This window comes from Rhizobium terrae (assembly GCF_003425685.1).
Classification (GTDB): Bacteria; Pseudomonadota; Alphaproteobacteria; order Rhizobiales; family Rhizobiaceae; genus Neorhizobium; species Neorhizobium terrae.
The window spans coordinates 57,753-72,652 of record NZ_QJKM01000006.1 but is presented as its reverse complement, the minus strand read 5'-3'; the positions used below and the strand labels follow the sequence as shown (position 1 = coordinate 72,652).

The 14,900-nt window shown below is 63.5% G+C and carries 13 protein-coding genes; 5 read left to right on the top strand and 8 right to left on the bottom strand.

The window, feature by feature from the left end; translation table 11 throughout:
* Positions 1-18: 18 nt before the first annotated feature.
* The 3 genes from DMO26_RS12455 to araD1 are packed head-to-tail and all read right to left on the bottom strand — an operon-like array spanning position 19 to position 3,794.
* On the bottom strand, positions 19-1,863 hold the full coding sequence (locus DMO26_RS12455) for an IlvD/Edd family dehydratase (RefSeq protein ID WP_117192402.1): 1,845 nt from the start codon (positions 1,861-1,863) through the stop codon (positions 19-21).
* Positions 1,864-1,865: 2 nt separating this feature from the next.
* Entirely contained in the window at positions 1,866-2,792 is a 927-nt protein-coding gene (locus DMO26_RS12450; protein WP_117192401.1) for a Gfo/Idh/MocA family protein, read from the bottom strand.
* A gap of 9 nt (positions 2,793-2,801) precedes the next feature.
* A complete protein-coding gene (gene araD1, locus DMO26_RS12445; RefSeq protein ID WP_117192400.1) occupies positions 2,802-3,794 on the bottom strand; it encodes an AraD1 family protein in 993 nt (330 codons plus the stop codon).
* A 332-nt stretch (positions 3,795-4,126) separates the two neighbouring features.
* On the opposite strand from araD1, the gene ytfQ reads away from it, so the two are divergent.
* The 5 genes from ytfQ (at position 4,127) to DMO26_RS12420 (ending at position 9,607) form a co-directional block, all read left to right on the top strand.
* Positions 4,127-5,086 (top strand): galactofuranose ABC transporter, galactofuranose-binding protein YtfQ, encoded by a 960-nt coding sequence (gene ytfQ / locus DMO26_RS12440; protein ID WP_117192399.1) that lies wholly within the window; start codon positions 4,127-4,129, stop codon positions 5,084-5,086.
* A 104-nt stretch (positions 5,087-5,190) separates the two neighbouring features.
* The gene (ytfR, locus tag DMO26_RS12435; RefSeq protein WP_117192398.1) at positions 5,191-6,720 is read left to right on the top strand and encodes a galactofuranose ABC transporter, ATP-binding protein YtfR; all 1,530 of its coding nucleotides are present in this window, start codon (positions 5,191-5,193) and stop codon (positions 6,718-6,720) included.
* A complete protein-coding gene (locus DMO26_RS12430; RefSeq protein WP_117192397.1) occupies positions 6,717-7,775 on the top strand; it encodes an ABC transporter permease in 1,059 nt (352 codons plus the stop codon). The genes ytfR and DMO26_RS12430 overlap by 4 nt, the downstream gene beginning before the upstream one ends.
* On the top strand, positions 7,772-8,770 hold the full coding sequence (yjfF, locus tag DMO26_RS12425; protein WP_117192396.1) for a galactofuranose ABC transporter, permease protein YjfF: 999 nt from the start codon (positions 7,772-7,774) through the stop codon (positions 8,768-8,770). The genes DMO26_RS12430 and yjfF overlap by 4 nt, the downstream gene beginning before the upstream one ends.
* A gap of 93 nt (positions 8,771-8,863) precedes the next feature.
* Positions 8,864-9,607, top strand: coding sequence for a FadR/GntR family transcriptional regulator (locus DMO26_RS12420; RefSeq protein WP_117192395.1), 744 nt, complete (start codon positions 8,864-8,866; stop codon positions 9,605-9,607).
* Positions 9,608-9,613: 6 nt separating this feature from the next.
* Here DMO26_RS12420 and DMO26_RS12415 read toward each other — a convergent pair whose 3' ends face one another.
* From DMO26_RS12415 to DMO26_RS12395, 5 genes are all read right to left on the bottom strand, one after another.
* The gene (locus tag DMO26_RS12415; RefSeq protein ID WP_117192719.1) at positions 9,614-10,762 is read right to left on the bottom strand and encodes a M20 family metallopeptidase; all 1,149 of its coding nucleotides are present in this window, start codon (positions 10,760-10,762) and stop codon (positions 9,614-9,616) included.
* Between the two features lie 147 nt (positions 10,763-10,909).
* The gene (dhaL, locus tag DMO26_RS12410; RefSeq protein ID WP_117192394.1) at positions 10,910-12,571 is read right to left on the bottom strand and encodes a dihydroxyacetone kinase subunit DhaL; all 1,662 of its coding nucleotides are present in this window, start codon (positions 12,569-12,571) and stop codon (positions 10,910-10,912) included.
* 107 nt (positions 12,572-12,678) lie between these two features.
* Positions 12,679-13,107: a GlcG/HbpS family heme-binding protein gene (locus tag DMO26_RS12405; RefSeq protein ID WP_117192393.1), complete on the bottom strand. Its 429-nt coding sequence runs from the start codon at positions 13,105-13,107 to the stop codon at positions 12,679-12,681.
* Positions 13,108-13,233: 126 nt separating this feature from the next.
* On the bottom strand, positions 13,234-13,869 hold the full coding sequence (gene maiA, locus DMO26_RS12400; protein ID WP_117192392.1) for a maleylacetoacetate isomerase: 636 nt from the start codon (positions 13,867-13,869) through the stop codon (positions 13,234-13,236).
* On the bottom strand, positions 13,869-14,885 hold the full coding sequence (locus tag DMO26_RS12395; RefSeq protein WP_117192391.1) for a fumarylacetoacetate hydrolase family protein: 1,017 nt from the start codon (positions 14,883-14,885) through the stop codon (positions 13,869-13,871). The genes maiA and DMO26_RS12395 overlap by 1 nt, the downstream gene beginning before the upstream one ends.
* Positions 14,886-14,900: the final 15 nt, after the last annotated feature.

The following is a 14,900-nucleotide window of genomic DNA, read 5'->3' as shown; positions in this document are numbered from 1 at the left end:
AACCGACCGACCCTTGGATCAGTGATTGTCGCGCGGCAGGCCTTCGGTCTGGGCGATACGCTGGTATTTGACGGCCGGTTCGAGAACCGCGCCGGTTTCCATCTGCCCGACGATGCCGCGCTGAATTTCCTGCCACGGCGTCTGGTGCTTCGGATAATGATAGCCGCCATTCGCCTCCAGCGCCTTGCGGCGCTCGGCAAGTTCTGCATCGGAAATCAGGATGTTCGCCTCGCCGCGGCCGAGATCGATGCGCACCCGGTCGCCGGTCTTCAGGATGGCAAGACCGCCGCCGGCTGCGGCTTCCGGAGACGCGTTGAGGATCGACGGGCTGCCCGAAGTCCCGGATTGCCGGCCGTCGCCGATACAGGCAAGCGACGAGATGCCCTTCTTGAGCAGGTAGTCCGGCGCGCGCATGTTGACGACTTCAGCCGCTCCCGGATAGCCGATCGGCCCGGCGCCGCGCATGAACAGCACCGTATGCTCGTCGATCTCCAGCGACGGATCGTCGATCCGGTGATGGTAATCCTCCGGACCGTCGAACACGACCGCCTTACCTTCGAAGGCTTCCGGATCGTTCGGGTTGGAGAGATAGCGTTCGCGGAATTCCGGCGAGATGACGCTGGTCTTCATGATCGCCGACGAGAACAGGTTGCCGCGCAGGACGCGGAAACCGGCCCGCGCTTTCAGCGGCTCGGCGTAGCGCTTGATGACCTTGTCGTCTTCGATGATCGCGCCGCGGCAATTCTCGCCGATCGTCTTGCCGTTGACAGTCATCGCGCCTTCGTTGATCAGGCCCTGTTCCATCAACTGGTTGACGACGGCGGGGACACCGCCCGCGTGATAATAGTCCTCGCCCAGATATTCTCCGGCCGGCTGCAGGTTGACGAGCAGCGGCACTTCCTCGCCATAGGTCTGCCAGTCGTCGACGGTCAGTTCGACGCCGATATGACGGGCGAGCGCGTTGAGATGGATCGGCGCATTGGTCGAGCCGCCGATCGCCGAGTTGACGCGGATCGCGTTGATGAAGGCCTCCTTGGTCAGGATGTCCGAAGGCTTCAGGTCCTCCTTGACCATTTCGACGATGCGAAGGCCGGTGAGATAGGCGACTTCCTGACGATCACGATAAGGTGCCGGAATGGCGGCCGAACCCGGAAGCTGCATGCCGAGCGCTTCGGCAAGCGAGTTCATCGTCGTCGCCGTGCCCATCGTATTGCAATAGCCGGTCGACGGCGCCGAGGAAGCGACGAGCTTCACGAAGCCCGCGTAATCGATCTCGCCCTTCGCCAGCAGCTCGCGCGCCTTCCAGACGATCGTGCCGGAGCCGGTGCGCTCGCCGCGGAACCAGCCGTTCAGCATCGGGCCGACCGACAGGGCGATCGACGGGATGTTGACGGTGGCCGCGGCCATCAGACAGGCCGGGGTGGTCTTGTCGCAGCCGATCGTCAGCACGACTCCGTCAAGCGGATAACCGTAGAGCACTTCGACGAGACCGAGATAGGCAAGGTTGCGGTCGAGGCCGGCGGTCGGGCGCTTGCCGGTTTCCTGGATCGGATGGACGGGGAACTCGATCGCGATGCCGCCCGCCTCGCGGATGCCTTCGCGCAGGCGATGCGCCAGTTCTAGGTGGTGCCGGTTGCAAGGCGAAAGATCGGAACCCGTCTGGGCGATGCCGATGATCGGCCGGTCCGACTGAAGCTCCGCCTGGCTCAAGCCGAAATTCATGTAGCGCTCCAGATAGAGCGCGGTCATGTCGATATTGTCGGGGTTGTCGAACCAGGCGCGCGAGCGAAGCTTGCGGCCCTCGCTCCGGCTATGACCGGCCTTGGCTATTTCGTTCGACGGTGCATTCTCTGAATTGCTCATAATCAGTCCTCAAAGGCCTCTGTCTGGATGCGTCGGCCCAACATAAAGGCATCCGCAACATGCACCAGCGGCGAAAAGTCGGTATCGCTTTCTTTCGCGGCGACCAGCGCGACGAAATCGCGATAGAGATTGCGGTATTCCCGGTCCTCTTCGACGATCTGCGCCGCGCCGTCGACAAAAAGACGGCTGCCGCCATGCGTCAGCACGACCCGACCTTCGTCCGTCTCGACGGTGATGTCCCAGGTCTGGGGCCCCGTCTGGCGCCAGTCGAACTCAGCCGAGACCGGCACTCCGCCATCGGTCTCGAAAGCGAGCGATGCCGCGATCGGCGCCGCGCGGTTGGCCGGGAAAGTCAGGTCAGAACGGACGAGATGGAATTTCTCCGGCATGATGCGGGTGACGATCGACAGCGCGTTGATGCCGGGATCGAAGACGCCGAGGCCACCCGGTTCCCATATCCACGCTTGACCCGGATGCCAGTGACGAACGTCTTCCTTCCACTCGACCGAAACGCTTCTGATCTTCCGCCTGGCAAGCAGCGTCCGCGCCGGCTCGACGGCGGCGGCTGCGCGCGAATGCCAGGTGGAGAACAGCGTCAGGCTCCTGGCACCGGCGAGCGCTTCCAGCGCATAGACTTCAGACAGCGTCGCACCCGGCGGCTTTTCGAGCATCACATGCTTGCCTGCATCGAGCGCGACCTTGGCCTGCTCGAAACGGCCTTGAGGCGGCGTGCAGAGCGACACGGCATCGATCCCGACATCGGATGCCAGGAGGTCACCGATTTCATGGAAACAGCGGACACCATCGAGCTGTGCATGGCGGCTCGCGACCGCCACGAGATCGATGCCGTCCGTCGCGGCGATCGCACCGAGATGCTGGTCCCTGGCGATCTTTCCGAGACCGACGATGGCGAGGCGAATGGAAGCCATGGCCGTCCCTCAGAGCGACTTGATCGCGACCGGCTTGTCGGCCGCGACGGCCAGCCGGTTGACGAGGGGCAGCTTGAAGGGCGCGGCAACAATCTCGAACACGTCGCCCGGCTCCGTCTTGACGCCATCCGAGAAGGAAAGCGTCGCGGTGCCGAAGAAATGCACATGCAGATCGCCCGGCTGGCGGAACAGCTCATATTTGAAGTTATGGTGCTCCAGGTTGGCGATCGTGTGGGACATGTTCGCCTCACCCGACAGGAAGGGCTTTTCGAAGATCGCCTTGCCGTCGCGCAGCACACGCGACGTGCCCTCCACATGCGCCGGCAGCTCGCCGACCAGAAGTTCCGGGCCGAGGCCCGCGTGGCGCAGCTTGGAATGGGCGAGCCAGAGATAGTTGCCCTTCTCCGTCACGTGGTCGGAAAATTCGTTGGCGAGACAGAAGCCGAGGCGGAAGGGCGTACCATCGGGGCCGATCAGGTAGATGGCCGCCAGTTCCGGCTCTTCCCCGCCATCCAGCGCGAAGGCCGGCGACACGAGGTCCTCGCCGGTCGCACGAAGCTGCGATCCATTGCCCTTATAAAACCATTCCGGCTGCACGCCGACTTCACCCGCCTTCGGCTTGCCGCCTTCGACGCCCATCAGGAACATGCGCATGGAATCAGTCGGCTTTTCGGCGGCAGCCGCCGCCTTGTGCATCTTGTCGCGACCATCGGCGGAGCCGAGATGGGTCAGACCCGTGCCGGCAACGACGAAATGCGCGGGGTCCGGATGAGAGATCGGCAGGGCGATCCGGCCTTCCGCCGCAGCCCTCTCCAGGTCGACGGCGTCGCCAAAACCGGCAGCATCGATCCGCTGTTGAAGCGTCTGGCCCGCGGCAATTGCCTGATTGGCAAGATCATAAGTCGAGGAAACGCCCTTGACGATGCGCGCAACGCCCTCGCCATCCCACGCGACAACATTCAGCGCGCCGGCGCCATCCCGAACCTGAAGAATACGCAACATCGATTTCGTCACCCAATGCTTATCCGATATTCGCGGCATCTCCCGTCGCCGCGCTCTCCTCCCATCGGAATGCCAGAGGTCTCCGATGCAGTCAATAATACGACTATTGGATCGGCATGGCGCTTGTCAAGGATCGCGAAATACGTCTTCCGTCTCACAGAATTTTCTCGCGAACCTGATTTATTTCGGAGATTCAATCGATTGACTTGGCCTTATCGCCCCGCGGGAACTCCATAATTCCAAAATCGGCGAAATTAGCGCTTGAAAAAGTAATATTATATGCCAAACCTCTCAGCCGTCAGTTCGCTTTCTCATCTCTGGGAGGATAAAAGATGAAAAGAGCATTCGCGACGGCTGCGGCCGTTCTTACCCTATCGCTTGCTTCCACCGTTTCCGCAGCATCGCTGACGGTCGGCTTCTCGCAGATCGGCTCCGAATCCGGCTGGCGTGCGGCTGAAACGACCGTCACCAAGCAGGAAGCCGAAAAGCGCGGTGTCACGCTGAAATTCGCCGACGCGCAGCAGAAGCAGGAAAACCAGATCAAGGCGATCCGCGGCTTCATCGCTCAAGGCGTCGACGCGATCTTCATCGCACCGGTGGTCGCCACCGGCTGGGATGCGGTTCTGAAGGAAGCCAAGGAAGAAAAGATTCCCGTCATCCTGCTCGACCGTGAAATCGATGCGCCGAAGGATCTCTATCTGACGGCTGTCACATCCGACACCGTTTATGAAGGCAAGGTTGCCGGCGAGTGGCTGGCCAAGGAGGTCGGTTCCAAGGATTGCAAGGTTGTCGAGCTTCAGGGCACGACCGGCTCCTCGCCCGCCATCAACCGCAAGAAAGGTTTCGATCAGGCGATTGCAGGCAAGAGCAATATCAAGATCGTCCGCTCGCAGACCGGTGACTTCACCCGCACCAAGGGCAAGGAAGTCATGGAAAGCTTCATCAAGGCCGAAGGCGGCGGCAAGAACATCTGCGCGGTCTATGCCCATAACGACGACATGGCCGTCGGCGCCATTCAGGCGATCAAGGAAGCCGGCCTGAAGCCCGGCACCGACATCAAGATCGTCTCGATCGACGCCGTGCCGGATATTTTCCAGGCCATGGCGAAGGGCGAGGCCAATGCGACGGTGGAACTGACCCCGAACATGGCAGGCCCTGCGTTTGAAGCGCTGAACGCCTATCTCAAGGACAAGAAGGCGCCGCCGAAGTGGATCCAGACGGAATCCAAGCTCTACACGCAGAAGGATGACCCGATGAAGGTCTACGAAGCCAAGAAGGGTCTCGGCTACTGATCTCCCGCGACCCGGCCTCTCCTTCCTTTGGGCCGGGTGCCTCCGGTACCGGGGCGGCACACATCGCCCCGGTCCTCCGGTCTGCCAACCTGCGGGATGCGTAAATGTCGGATAAGAATTCTCTTCTGGAAGCCCGGGGCATCGGCAAATCCTTCCTCGGCATCACGGCGCTGGACGGCGTCGACTTCACGCTGGAGCGCGGCGAAATCCATGCGCTGCTCGGCGAAAACGGCGCCGGCAAATCGACGCTGATCAAGATCCTGACCGGCGTCTACAGCCGCGACCACGGAAATATGTGGCTGGATGGCGCCGAAGTGACCCCGGCCAATGTCGCCGAAGCCCAGGCACTCGGCATCGGCACCGTCTACCAGGAAGTCAATCTCCTGGAAAATCTGACCGTGGCCGAAAACCTCTTCCTCGGCCGCCAGCCGCGCCGTTTCGGTCTGATCGACCGCCGCGAGATGCGCCGCCGTTCGCAGGCCCTGCTTTCCCGTTACGGGCTCGATATCGATGTCGACGCCCTGCTCTCGTCCTATTCGGTCGCGGTGCGCCAGATCGTCGCCATTGCCCGTGCGGTCGATCTTTCCGGCAAGGTCCTGGTCCTTGATGAACCGACCGCCAGCCTTGATGCCCACGAAGTCGAAATGCTGTTCTCGGTACTGAGCAAGCTCAGGGAAGATGGCCTCGGCATCATCATCATCACCCATTTCCTCAATCAGGTTTATGCCGTCGCCGACCGCGTCACCGTGCTGCGCAACGGCCGGCTGGTCGGCACGAAGAAACTTGCCGAGCTGCCGCGACTGGAACTCATCTCCATGATGCTCGGCCGCGAGCTGCAGCACATCACCCGGGAACACCAGGCGCAGGAGGAAACCGTCGCCTCCACGGCCGAAGCGCCGATCCGATTCTCCGGCTACGGCAAGCGCGGCAGCGTCGCGCCCTTCGACCTCCATATCCGCCCCGGAGAAGTGGTCGGCGTCGCCGGCCTGCTCGGTTCGGGGCGCACGGAAACCGCATTCCTGCTCTTCGGCATCGACCGCGCCGACAGCGGAACCGCGACGGTGGACGACAGGAATATCACCCTCTCTTCTCCGGAAGCCGCGATCACCAACGGCTTCGGTTTTTGTCCCGAAGAGCGCAAGACCGACGGCATCATCGGAGATTTTTCGGTCGCCGATAATATTGCGCTGGCGCTGCAGGCCCGCCAAGGCTGGTCGAAGCCCATCTCCTCGCGCGAGAAGGCGGCACTGGCGGAAAGCTTCATCAAGTCGCTCGATATCCGCCCCGCCGATGCCGAGCGGCCGATCAAATTCCTCTCCGGCGGCAACCAGCAGAAGGCGATCCTTGCCCGCTGGCTGGCGACGAACCCACGCCTTCTTATCCTCGATGAACCGACCCGCGGCATCGATATCGGGGCGCATGCGGAAATCCTCAAGATGATCGAAAGGCTTTGCGCCGAAGGCATGTCGCTGGTCGTCATCTCCTCCGAGCTGGAGGAACTGACCGCCGTCGCCCACCGCGTCATCGTGCTGTCCGACCGGAGGCACGTGGCGGAACTTTCCGGCGACCGGCTGACTGCCGACAATATCATGCAGGCGATTGCCTCGTCCGCTCGCATGGAGGCTGCGGAATGAATCGTATCACCCGCCGCCTGAAACGCCTTGCCCCGCAGATCGTAGCGCTCGCCATCATCCTTGCGCTGATCACCGCCATCGCGCCCGGCTTCCTGACTATTTCCGTCCAGAACGGCCGCCTCTACGGCAGCCTGATCGACATCCTCGTCCGCGCCGCCCCGGTAGCGCTGCTGACGGTCGGCATGACGCTCGTGATCGCCACCCGCGGCATCGACCTCTCGATCGGCGCGGTGATCGCCATCTGCGGCGCCGTGGCCGCAACCCTGATCAGCAAGGACTACCCGCTGCCGACCGTGATCCTTGTCTCGCTCGGCGTCGGGCTTCTCTGCGGCCTGTGGAACGGCGTGCTGGTGGCGCTTCTCGACATCCAGCCGATCATCGCGACGCTGATCCTGATGGTGGCGGGCCGCGGCATCGCCCAGCTCGTCACCGAAGGCGTCATCCTCACCTTCAACAACGACAGCTTCGCGGCCCTGGGTTCAGGGTCTTTCGCCGGCATTCCCATCCCCATCCTCATATGGGTCTGCGCCGCCCTCATCATCGGCCTGGTGGTGCGCCGCTCGGCGCTCGGCTTCCTGATCGAAGCGACCGGCATCAATCGCCGCGCCGCGACGCTTGCCGGCGTGCGCGCCCGCTTCCTGCTGTTCTTCGTCTACGCCATCTCCGGTATCTGCGCAGCGATCGCGGGCCTCATCGTCACCGCCGACATCCGCGGCGCCGACGCCAACAATGCCGGCCTCTGGCTGGAGCTCGATGCGATTCTCGCGGTGGTGATTGGCGGCACGTCGCTGAACGGCGGACGTTTTTCGATCGCCGCTTCGCTGATCGGCGCGCTGATCATCCAGTCGATCAATACCGGCATTCTCGTCTCCGGTTTTCCGCCGGAATTCAACCTGATCATCAAGGCCGGCATCATCATCGTCGTGCTGACGCTCCAGTCTCCGGCGATCCTCTCCCTGTTCGGCTTCATCAAAGCGCCGAAGAGACGGACCGAGACGACTGCCACCAAACCGGCCGGCAATGCGGCCAATAATGCAGAAGGGACGGTACGATGATCCACTCCCGTAACCTGCCCTTCGTGACGACGCTCGGCATTTTCGTCGTCGCCTATGCGCTTTGTGTGATGCAGTTTCCGAACATGCTGTCGACCCGGGTCATCGGCAATCTTCTGACGGACAACGCATTCCTCGGCATCGCCGCGGTCGGCATGACCTTCGTCATCCTGTCCGGCGGCATCGATCTTTCGATCGGCTCGGTCATCGCCTTCACCAGCGTCTTCACGGCCGTCATGGTCGGCTCGCTCGGCGTTCACCCGCTCATCGCGTTTGCGGCCGTGCTTGTCATCTCGACGCTGTTCGGCAGCCTGATGGGGGCGATGATCCGCTATCTCGGCATCCCGCCCTTTGTCGTGACGCTGGCCGGCATGTTCTTGGCCCGCGGCGCCGCTTATCTGATCTCGACGGAATCGGTGCCAATCTCGCACGAGATGATCGACGCCATCCAGGGCTTCTATTTCCGCTTTCCGGGCGGCGGACGGCTGACTGCGCTTGCCATGCTGATGCTCGCCGTCTTCCTGATTGGCGCCTTCGTGGCGGGACGCACCCGCTTCGGCGCTAACGTCTACGCGATCGGCGGCAGCCAGCAGTCAGCCGAACTGATGGGAGTTCCGGTCGGCTCGACCACGGTCGGCATTTATGCACTTTCCGGCTTCCTGTCCGGCCTCGCCGGCATCGCCTATACGCTCTACACCTCGTCGGGCTATTCGCTGGCCACCGTCGGCGTCGAACTCGATGCGATTGCCGCGGTCGTCATCGGTGGCACGCTGCTGACCGGCGGCGTGGGACTGGTGGCGGGCACCTTTGTCGGCATTCTCATCCAGGGTTTGATCCAGACCTACATCGTCTTCGACGGGACTCTTTCGTCCTGGTGGACGAAAATCGTCATCGGCGTCCTGCTCTTCGTGTTCATCGTCTTGCAGCGCGGGATCATCTGGTATTCAAACAGGAAATTGGCCGAAAGCCGGCTTACCGCATCGGCCCAAAAATCGTAGCCCATTTTTGGAAAACACCGATGCGTAAACTTAAAGATTTGGAGCGTCCTTCGTGTGTCCGAAGGGAGGCACGGCGCTCCAAGGAGGTTTGATTTGGGTCTTCTGGAAACAACGATCAGTGGGCGCAAGCGCCGCAGCAACCACGCGCATGTGGTCGCGGAGCTCGGCCGCGGGATCGTTTCCGGCAAGATACCAGAAGGCTCGCTGCTTCCGGGCGATGCGGAACTTTCCGCCCGTTTCGGCGTCTCCCGCACGGTGCTGCGCGAATCGATGAAGACGCTGGCCGCCAAGCGGCTTGTCGAGGCCAAGGCCAAGGTCGGCACCCGCGTGCTCGACCAGGCGAGCTGGAATTTCTTCGACGCGGACGTGCTTGGCTGGCGTTTCGAAGCGGGCCTCGATTTCGAGTTCATCGAGCACCTTGCCGAGATGCGCATGGCGCTGGAGCCGGCGGCAGCGGCGGCAGCGGCCCTGCGCGCGACGAGCGACGACATCGTCGCGCTTTATGCCATCGCCGCCCGGTTCGACGACTTGACGCACACGCCGGAAACCATCGCCAAGGTGGATCTGGAATTCCATCTCGCCATCGCCCGCATGTCCGGCAATCCGTTCATGCGTTCGGCAAGTGCGCTGATCGAGGCGGCGCTAGCGATCTCCTTCCAGCTCTCCTCACCTGCTTCCTCGCCGGAAAAGATCGAGGAAGTCGCCACCAATCACTTGAGGATCGCCCACGCGATTGCCTCACGCGATCCTCACAAAGCGATCTCCGCGATGCGCCACGTCATCGAGGTCGGCAAGAGCCGCATCCGCAATTCGTTCGAAGTGAACCTGCCGGCCTGAGCGGTCTTATTTCGGCTCGAGCGAGATCATCAGATTGGCGAGCAGCGCGGTGCGCGGCCCGACGCTGCTGACGAAGATATGCTCGTTGAACGTATGCGCGCCGGCACCGTCTGCGCCCAGGCCGTCGAGCGTCGGCACGCCGAGCGCGGCGGTGAAATTGCCGTCCGAACCGCCGCCCGTCACCATGCCTTCGAGCGTGATGCCAAGGCCGCCGGCGATTTCCGCCGCAACATCGAAAAGGCGCCTGCCCTCTTCCGACTGGGCGAAGGGCGGGCGGTTCATCCGGCCGTCGATCTCGAAGACGATATCCGGATCGACCGGCCTCATGCCTTCGATCCCGGCGGTAATTTCCCCGGCGATCACATCGTCCGGCACACGGACATCCACCTGCAGGCGGCATTCGGCCGGCACCGTGTTGCGGCCCGTTCCGCCCTGGATCGTGCCGACGGTCACGGTGACGCCGCGAGCGGTGTCGTTGAGCGCTTCGAGTTCCAGCACCAGCCGGGCGGCGGCGCGGATGGCGCTGCGGCCATCCTGCGGCCTTGCGCCCGCATGCGCGGCGCGTCCCCTGACGGTGATATCGTACATCGCCACGCCCTTGCGGGCGACGACCACCTTGCCGCCGTCACGGGCGGGTTCGACGACGAGCGTATAACCTGCCGTCCTCGCCGCCTCCTCCATGTAGGCGCGCGACGAGAGGCTTCCCATCTCCTCGTCCGGCACGAAGATCAGGTCGACCGGCATTCGGCTGCCATGCTTGACCGCCAGTTTCATCGCTTCGAGCGCCATCAGCGCGCCGGATTTCATGTCGTAGATACCGGGGCCGTAAAGCTTGTCGCCTTCCTGACGCAGCGGAAGCTGATTGCCGATCACACCCACCGCGTGAACGGTGTCGAGATGGGCGAGGACGAGCACCGTCTTCACGTTGCTGCCCTCGGGACGTGGAGAACGAACGGCCAGAACATCGCCATAGCCGAGCGTGCCCGGCAGCCGCTCGGTCTCCAGCCCTGCCACCTTGCCGATCGCCTCGACCCGATCGACAAGCCGGTTCACCGCGCCTGCGTTCAGCGTCGGAGTCTCGATCTCGACCCAGCGCTTCAGCTCTTCGATGATTGCGCTGTCGTCGACGTCTCTGGCGGAAATGGCAAGCGTCATGGAAATTACCTTGGGGTGTTTGAAGGCGGCAGGAGCGGCACCGGAACGGCGCAGCCCCGTCACTATAGCCGGTGGGGCAAGGATCGCCATCCGAAATGCCCAGGGAAGGGGCGGGAAAAATCACTGCCTATTAAAAAGCTGCCGGCCTCAATCGGCCAGCGCCGACAGCCAGATGACCACCGCGCGGGCGCCGGGATCCACATGACCGACCGCCCGATCGCCGAGATAGCTGGCACGGCCGCGCCGCGCGGCGATCTTCGCGGTTGCCGCGCATCCCTCTTCCGCCGCCGAAACGGCGGCCTTCAGATCACCGGTTGATTTCAACGCCCGGACGGCCGGGAGAAGCGCATCGAGCACAGTGCGATCACCCTCCTGCGCCCCGCCGATCGCGGAGACGGCGCCACAGCCTTCCCCAAGCGCCTTCGCCCAATCGGCAACGGTAGGCGAAGCCCTCCCCTCCAGCACCGCCGCCATGCGCATCAGAAGCACGGCGTAGACCGGTCCCGACGTGCCGCCAAGCGCTCGCCTGAGCGTGCCGGAGAGCGCCCGCAGCGTCTCGGCCGGCCGGTCGAGATCATATCCGCCCATCTCGGCGAGCACGGCCGCCGACCCCCGCGCCAGGCTGATGCCGAGATCGCCATCGCCGACGATCTGGTCAAGACGGGTAAGTTCCGATTCGGCGGCTGTAAGTGTTGCCGCGACCTTTTCGATGGCACGACGGATTTCGGCCGCCAGCGGGGTCGCCGCACTGCCGGTCTTGACAGCAACCTTCGGCGCCGCGACCACTTTCGGTTCCGCTGCGCGCCCCGTCGTCGGCCCCGGCCAGGCCATGGCGCGCGTCGGCGCATCGAGGCTCCTGATTGCCGCGTCGTCGACCTTGAGGACGGAGATCGAAAAACCGGCCATTTCAAGCGCGGTCAGGAAAGTACCGGCCCAGGCGCGTTCGGTAACGATGCCGCGCCTCCCAAGGTTCTCGTGGGCGCGTCGGGCGAGGATCGCCATTTCCATCGAGGGCGTGCCGCCGAGATTGTTGACCATCAGCGCAACGCGATCGCCGGATGCAAGTCCCTTGTCGGCGACAATGACATTGATGATCTCGTCGACCAGACGGTCTGCCGGCTCAATGCTGCTGCGACGGATGCCCGCCTCACCGTGAATGCCGAGCCCGAGTTCGATCTCGTCATCCCCCAGCGTGAAACCGGGACTGTCGGCCGCCGGCACGATGCAAGGGGTGAGTGCCACGCCCATCGTCCCGACATCGGCGGCGAATTCGGCGGCCGCCTTGACTTCCGCCAGCGAGCCACCCGCCGCAGCGACCGCGCCAGCGATCTTGTGGACGAAAACGGTACCCGCAATGCCGCGCCGGCCGACTGCGGCCGTGTCGGCGAGCGCGACATCGTCGGCGACGATGACCATCTCGGCCGGAATGCCTTCGGCATTGGCGATCTCAGCAGCGAGGCCGAAATTCAACCGGTCTCCCGTGTAATTCTTGACGATGAGGAGCACGCCGGCCGGCCCGGCGACGGCGCGGATCGCGGCAAGAACCGCGTCCGTGCTGGGCGACGTGAAGACGTCGCCGGAAACGGCCGCACTCAGCATACCGTCGCCGACATAACCCGCATGCGCCGGTTCGTGCCCCGCCCCGCCGCCGGAGATCAGTGCGACACGACCGGCCTTGCGAGCCTCCGCGGACGCCGCGTCGATCACCACCGTCTCGCCTTCGAGCAACGCCAGATCGGGATTGAGCCGAACGACGCCCTCCAGCATCTGCGGCACGATCCGTGCCACATCGTTGATCAGCTTCTTCATCGACAAGCCCTCCCTGTCCCTTTCCATCCCGGCAACCTTGGCCACCGCGACACTACCGGCCTCATGCCTGAGATCAAGGCTCCTTCGGCTTTAAGACAAGGGGAAGATCAGGCCTTCAGCGATTTCAGGAAGAAATCTATGCCGGCCTCGGCGCATTGCGTATCCTGTGCCGGCGTGCCGGAGCTCAAGCCGATGCCGCCCACGACATCGCCGTCGATAACGACCGGCAGGCCGCCGGCAACCACGAGAAGCCGTCCGCCGATCGCCGAATTGATGCCGTAGGCGGGGCTGCCCGGCTGGCTCGCGGTGCCATAGCTTTCCGTCGTGCGCTTGGCACCGGCCGCCGTATAGGCTTTGTCCTGGGCGATGATCGTGCTGGTGATCTTGCCGCCGTCCATGCGTTCGAAGGCGATAAGCTGACCGGATTCATCGGTGACCGCGATGCACATCGGCACGCCGAATTCCTCCGCCTTGGCGCGGGCGCCGGCAATCAGCACTCGCGCATCCTCGAGGCTAAGACGCTTGATGGTCAGCATGAAATTCTCCTCCACGAACTGGACTGTCGCCCTACACCGCTGGACCCGCTATGCCAGAAAACGGCACCGGCGAATACCGCTCAAAACGGCAATGGACTGTTTCCAAGCCGGCGAAAAAGCCGCGTCCTATCTGGCGGCGCTGTCAGGATGGGCGAGTACAAAGGGCTTCAGTTCGGCACACCGGTCAGCGATCGCGAGCAGCTTCGGACAGGCGGAAAGATCGACGCCCCAGCGCCTCGCATTGTAGACCTGCGGCACGAGGCAGACATCCGCCATCGTCGGCCGATCGCCGTGGCAGAACATTCCGGTCTCGGGTGATTCCAGCGACTTTTCAAAGGCTGCCAGCCCCTCGCCGATGAATTTCTGCATCCACGTGGTACGCGCCTCCTCGTCGCCACCGGTGATCGCCATGACATGCGCGCCGATATGCGAATTGCAGACCGGATGGATTTCCATGGCGATGATGTAGGAAAGCGCCCTCACCCGCTGCCGCCCGACGGGATCGCCCGGCAGGAAGGCGCCGCCGCGGGTCTCGTCGAGATATTCGATGATGGCGAGCGATTGGGTGAACATCTGCCCGTCGATCTCCAGAACCGGCACCAGCCCCTGCGGATTGCGCGCCAGATGTTCTTCCGACCTATGCGCCTTGGCAAGGATATCGACCGGCACGGTGCTGTAGGTTTCGGCCAGCATGTTGAGGGCGATCCTCAGCCGGAAGCTCGCCGAAGACCGCCAGTAATCGTAGAGAATCGCTTCGCTCATCACGCCTTCTCGTATCTCGTGACCGTCTGTTCGATCGCCCCGAAGATCGAATGGCCCTTGGCGTCCTTCATCTCGATGCGCACCGTGTCACCGAAATGCAGGAAGGGCGTTTTCGGCACCCCGAGATTGATCGTCTCGATGGTTCGGATCTCGGCGATACAGGAATAACCCGCGCCTCCATCCGCGACCGGCTTGCCCGGTCCTCCGTCGAGCTTGTTCGACACCGTCCCCGAGCCGATGATCGAGCCGGCGGCAAGCGGCCGCGTCTTCGCCGCATGTGCGATCAGCTGCGGGAAATCAAAGGTCATGTCGACACCGGCATTCGCCCGTCCGAAGGGCTTGCCGTTCAGATCGACCTTGAGCGGCAGATTGAGCTTGCCGCCATCCCAAGCCTCGCCCAGCTCGTCCGGCGAAACCGCGACCGGCGAAAAGGCGGTCGACGGCTTCGACTGGAAGAACCCGAAACCCTTGGCGAGCTCGGCCGGGATCAGCCCGCGCAGCGACACGTCATTGACCAGCATGACAAGCCGGATGGCCTCGCGCGCTTCATCGACGGACGCGCCCATCGGCACGTCGTCGACGATGACCGCCACTTCGCCTTCCATGTCGCAGCCCCAGGCCTCGTTACCCAGTAGGATCGCATCGCGCGGCCCGAGGAAACTGTCCGAACCGCCCTGATACATCAGCGGATCGGTCCAAAAACTCTCCGGCATATCGGCATTGCGGGCGCGACGCACCAGCTCGACGTGGTTGACGTAAGCCGAACCGTCGGCCCACTGGAAGGCCCGCGCCAGCGGTGAAGCGGCATCGTGCTCGTGAAAGCGATGGGTCGGCTGCGCCCCGGTCTCGATGCCTTCTGCGACGCGGGCAAGCCGCGGCCCCACATGCGCCCAGTCGTCCAGCGCGGCCTGCAGCGTGCGGGCGATATGCCCGACTTCGGAACAGCGGGTCAGGTCTTTCGAGACCACGACCAGGCGGCCGTCGCGTGTGGAATCCTTCAGCGTCGCAAGCTTCATATGTCTCCCCCTCTC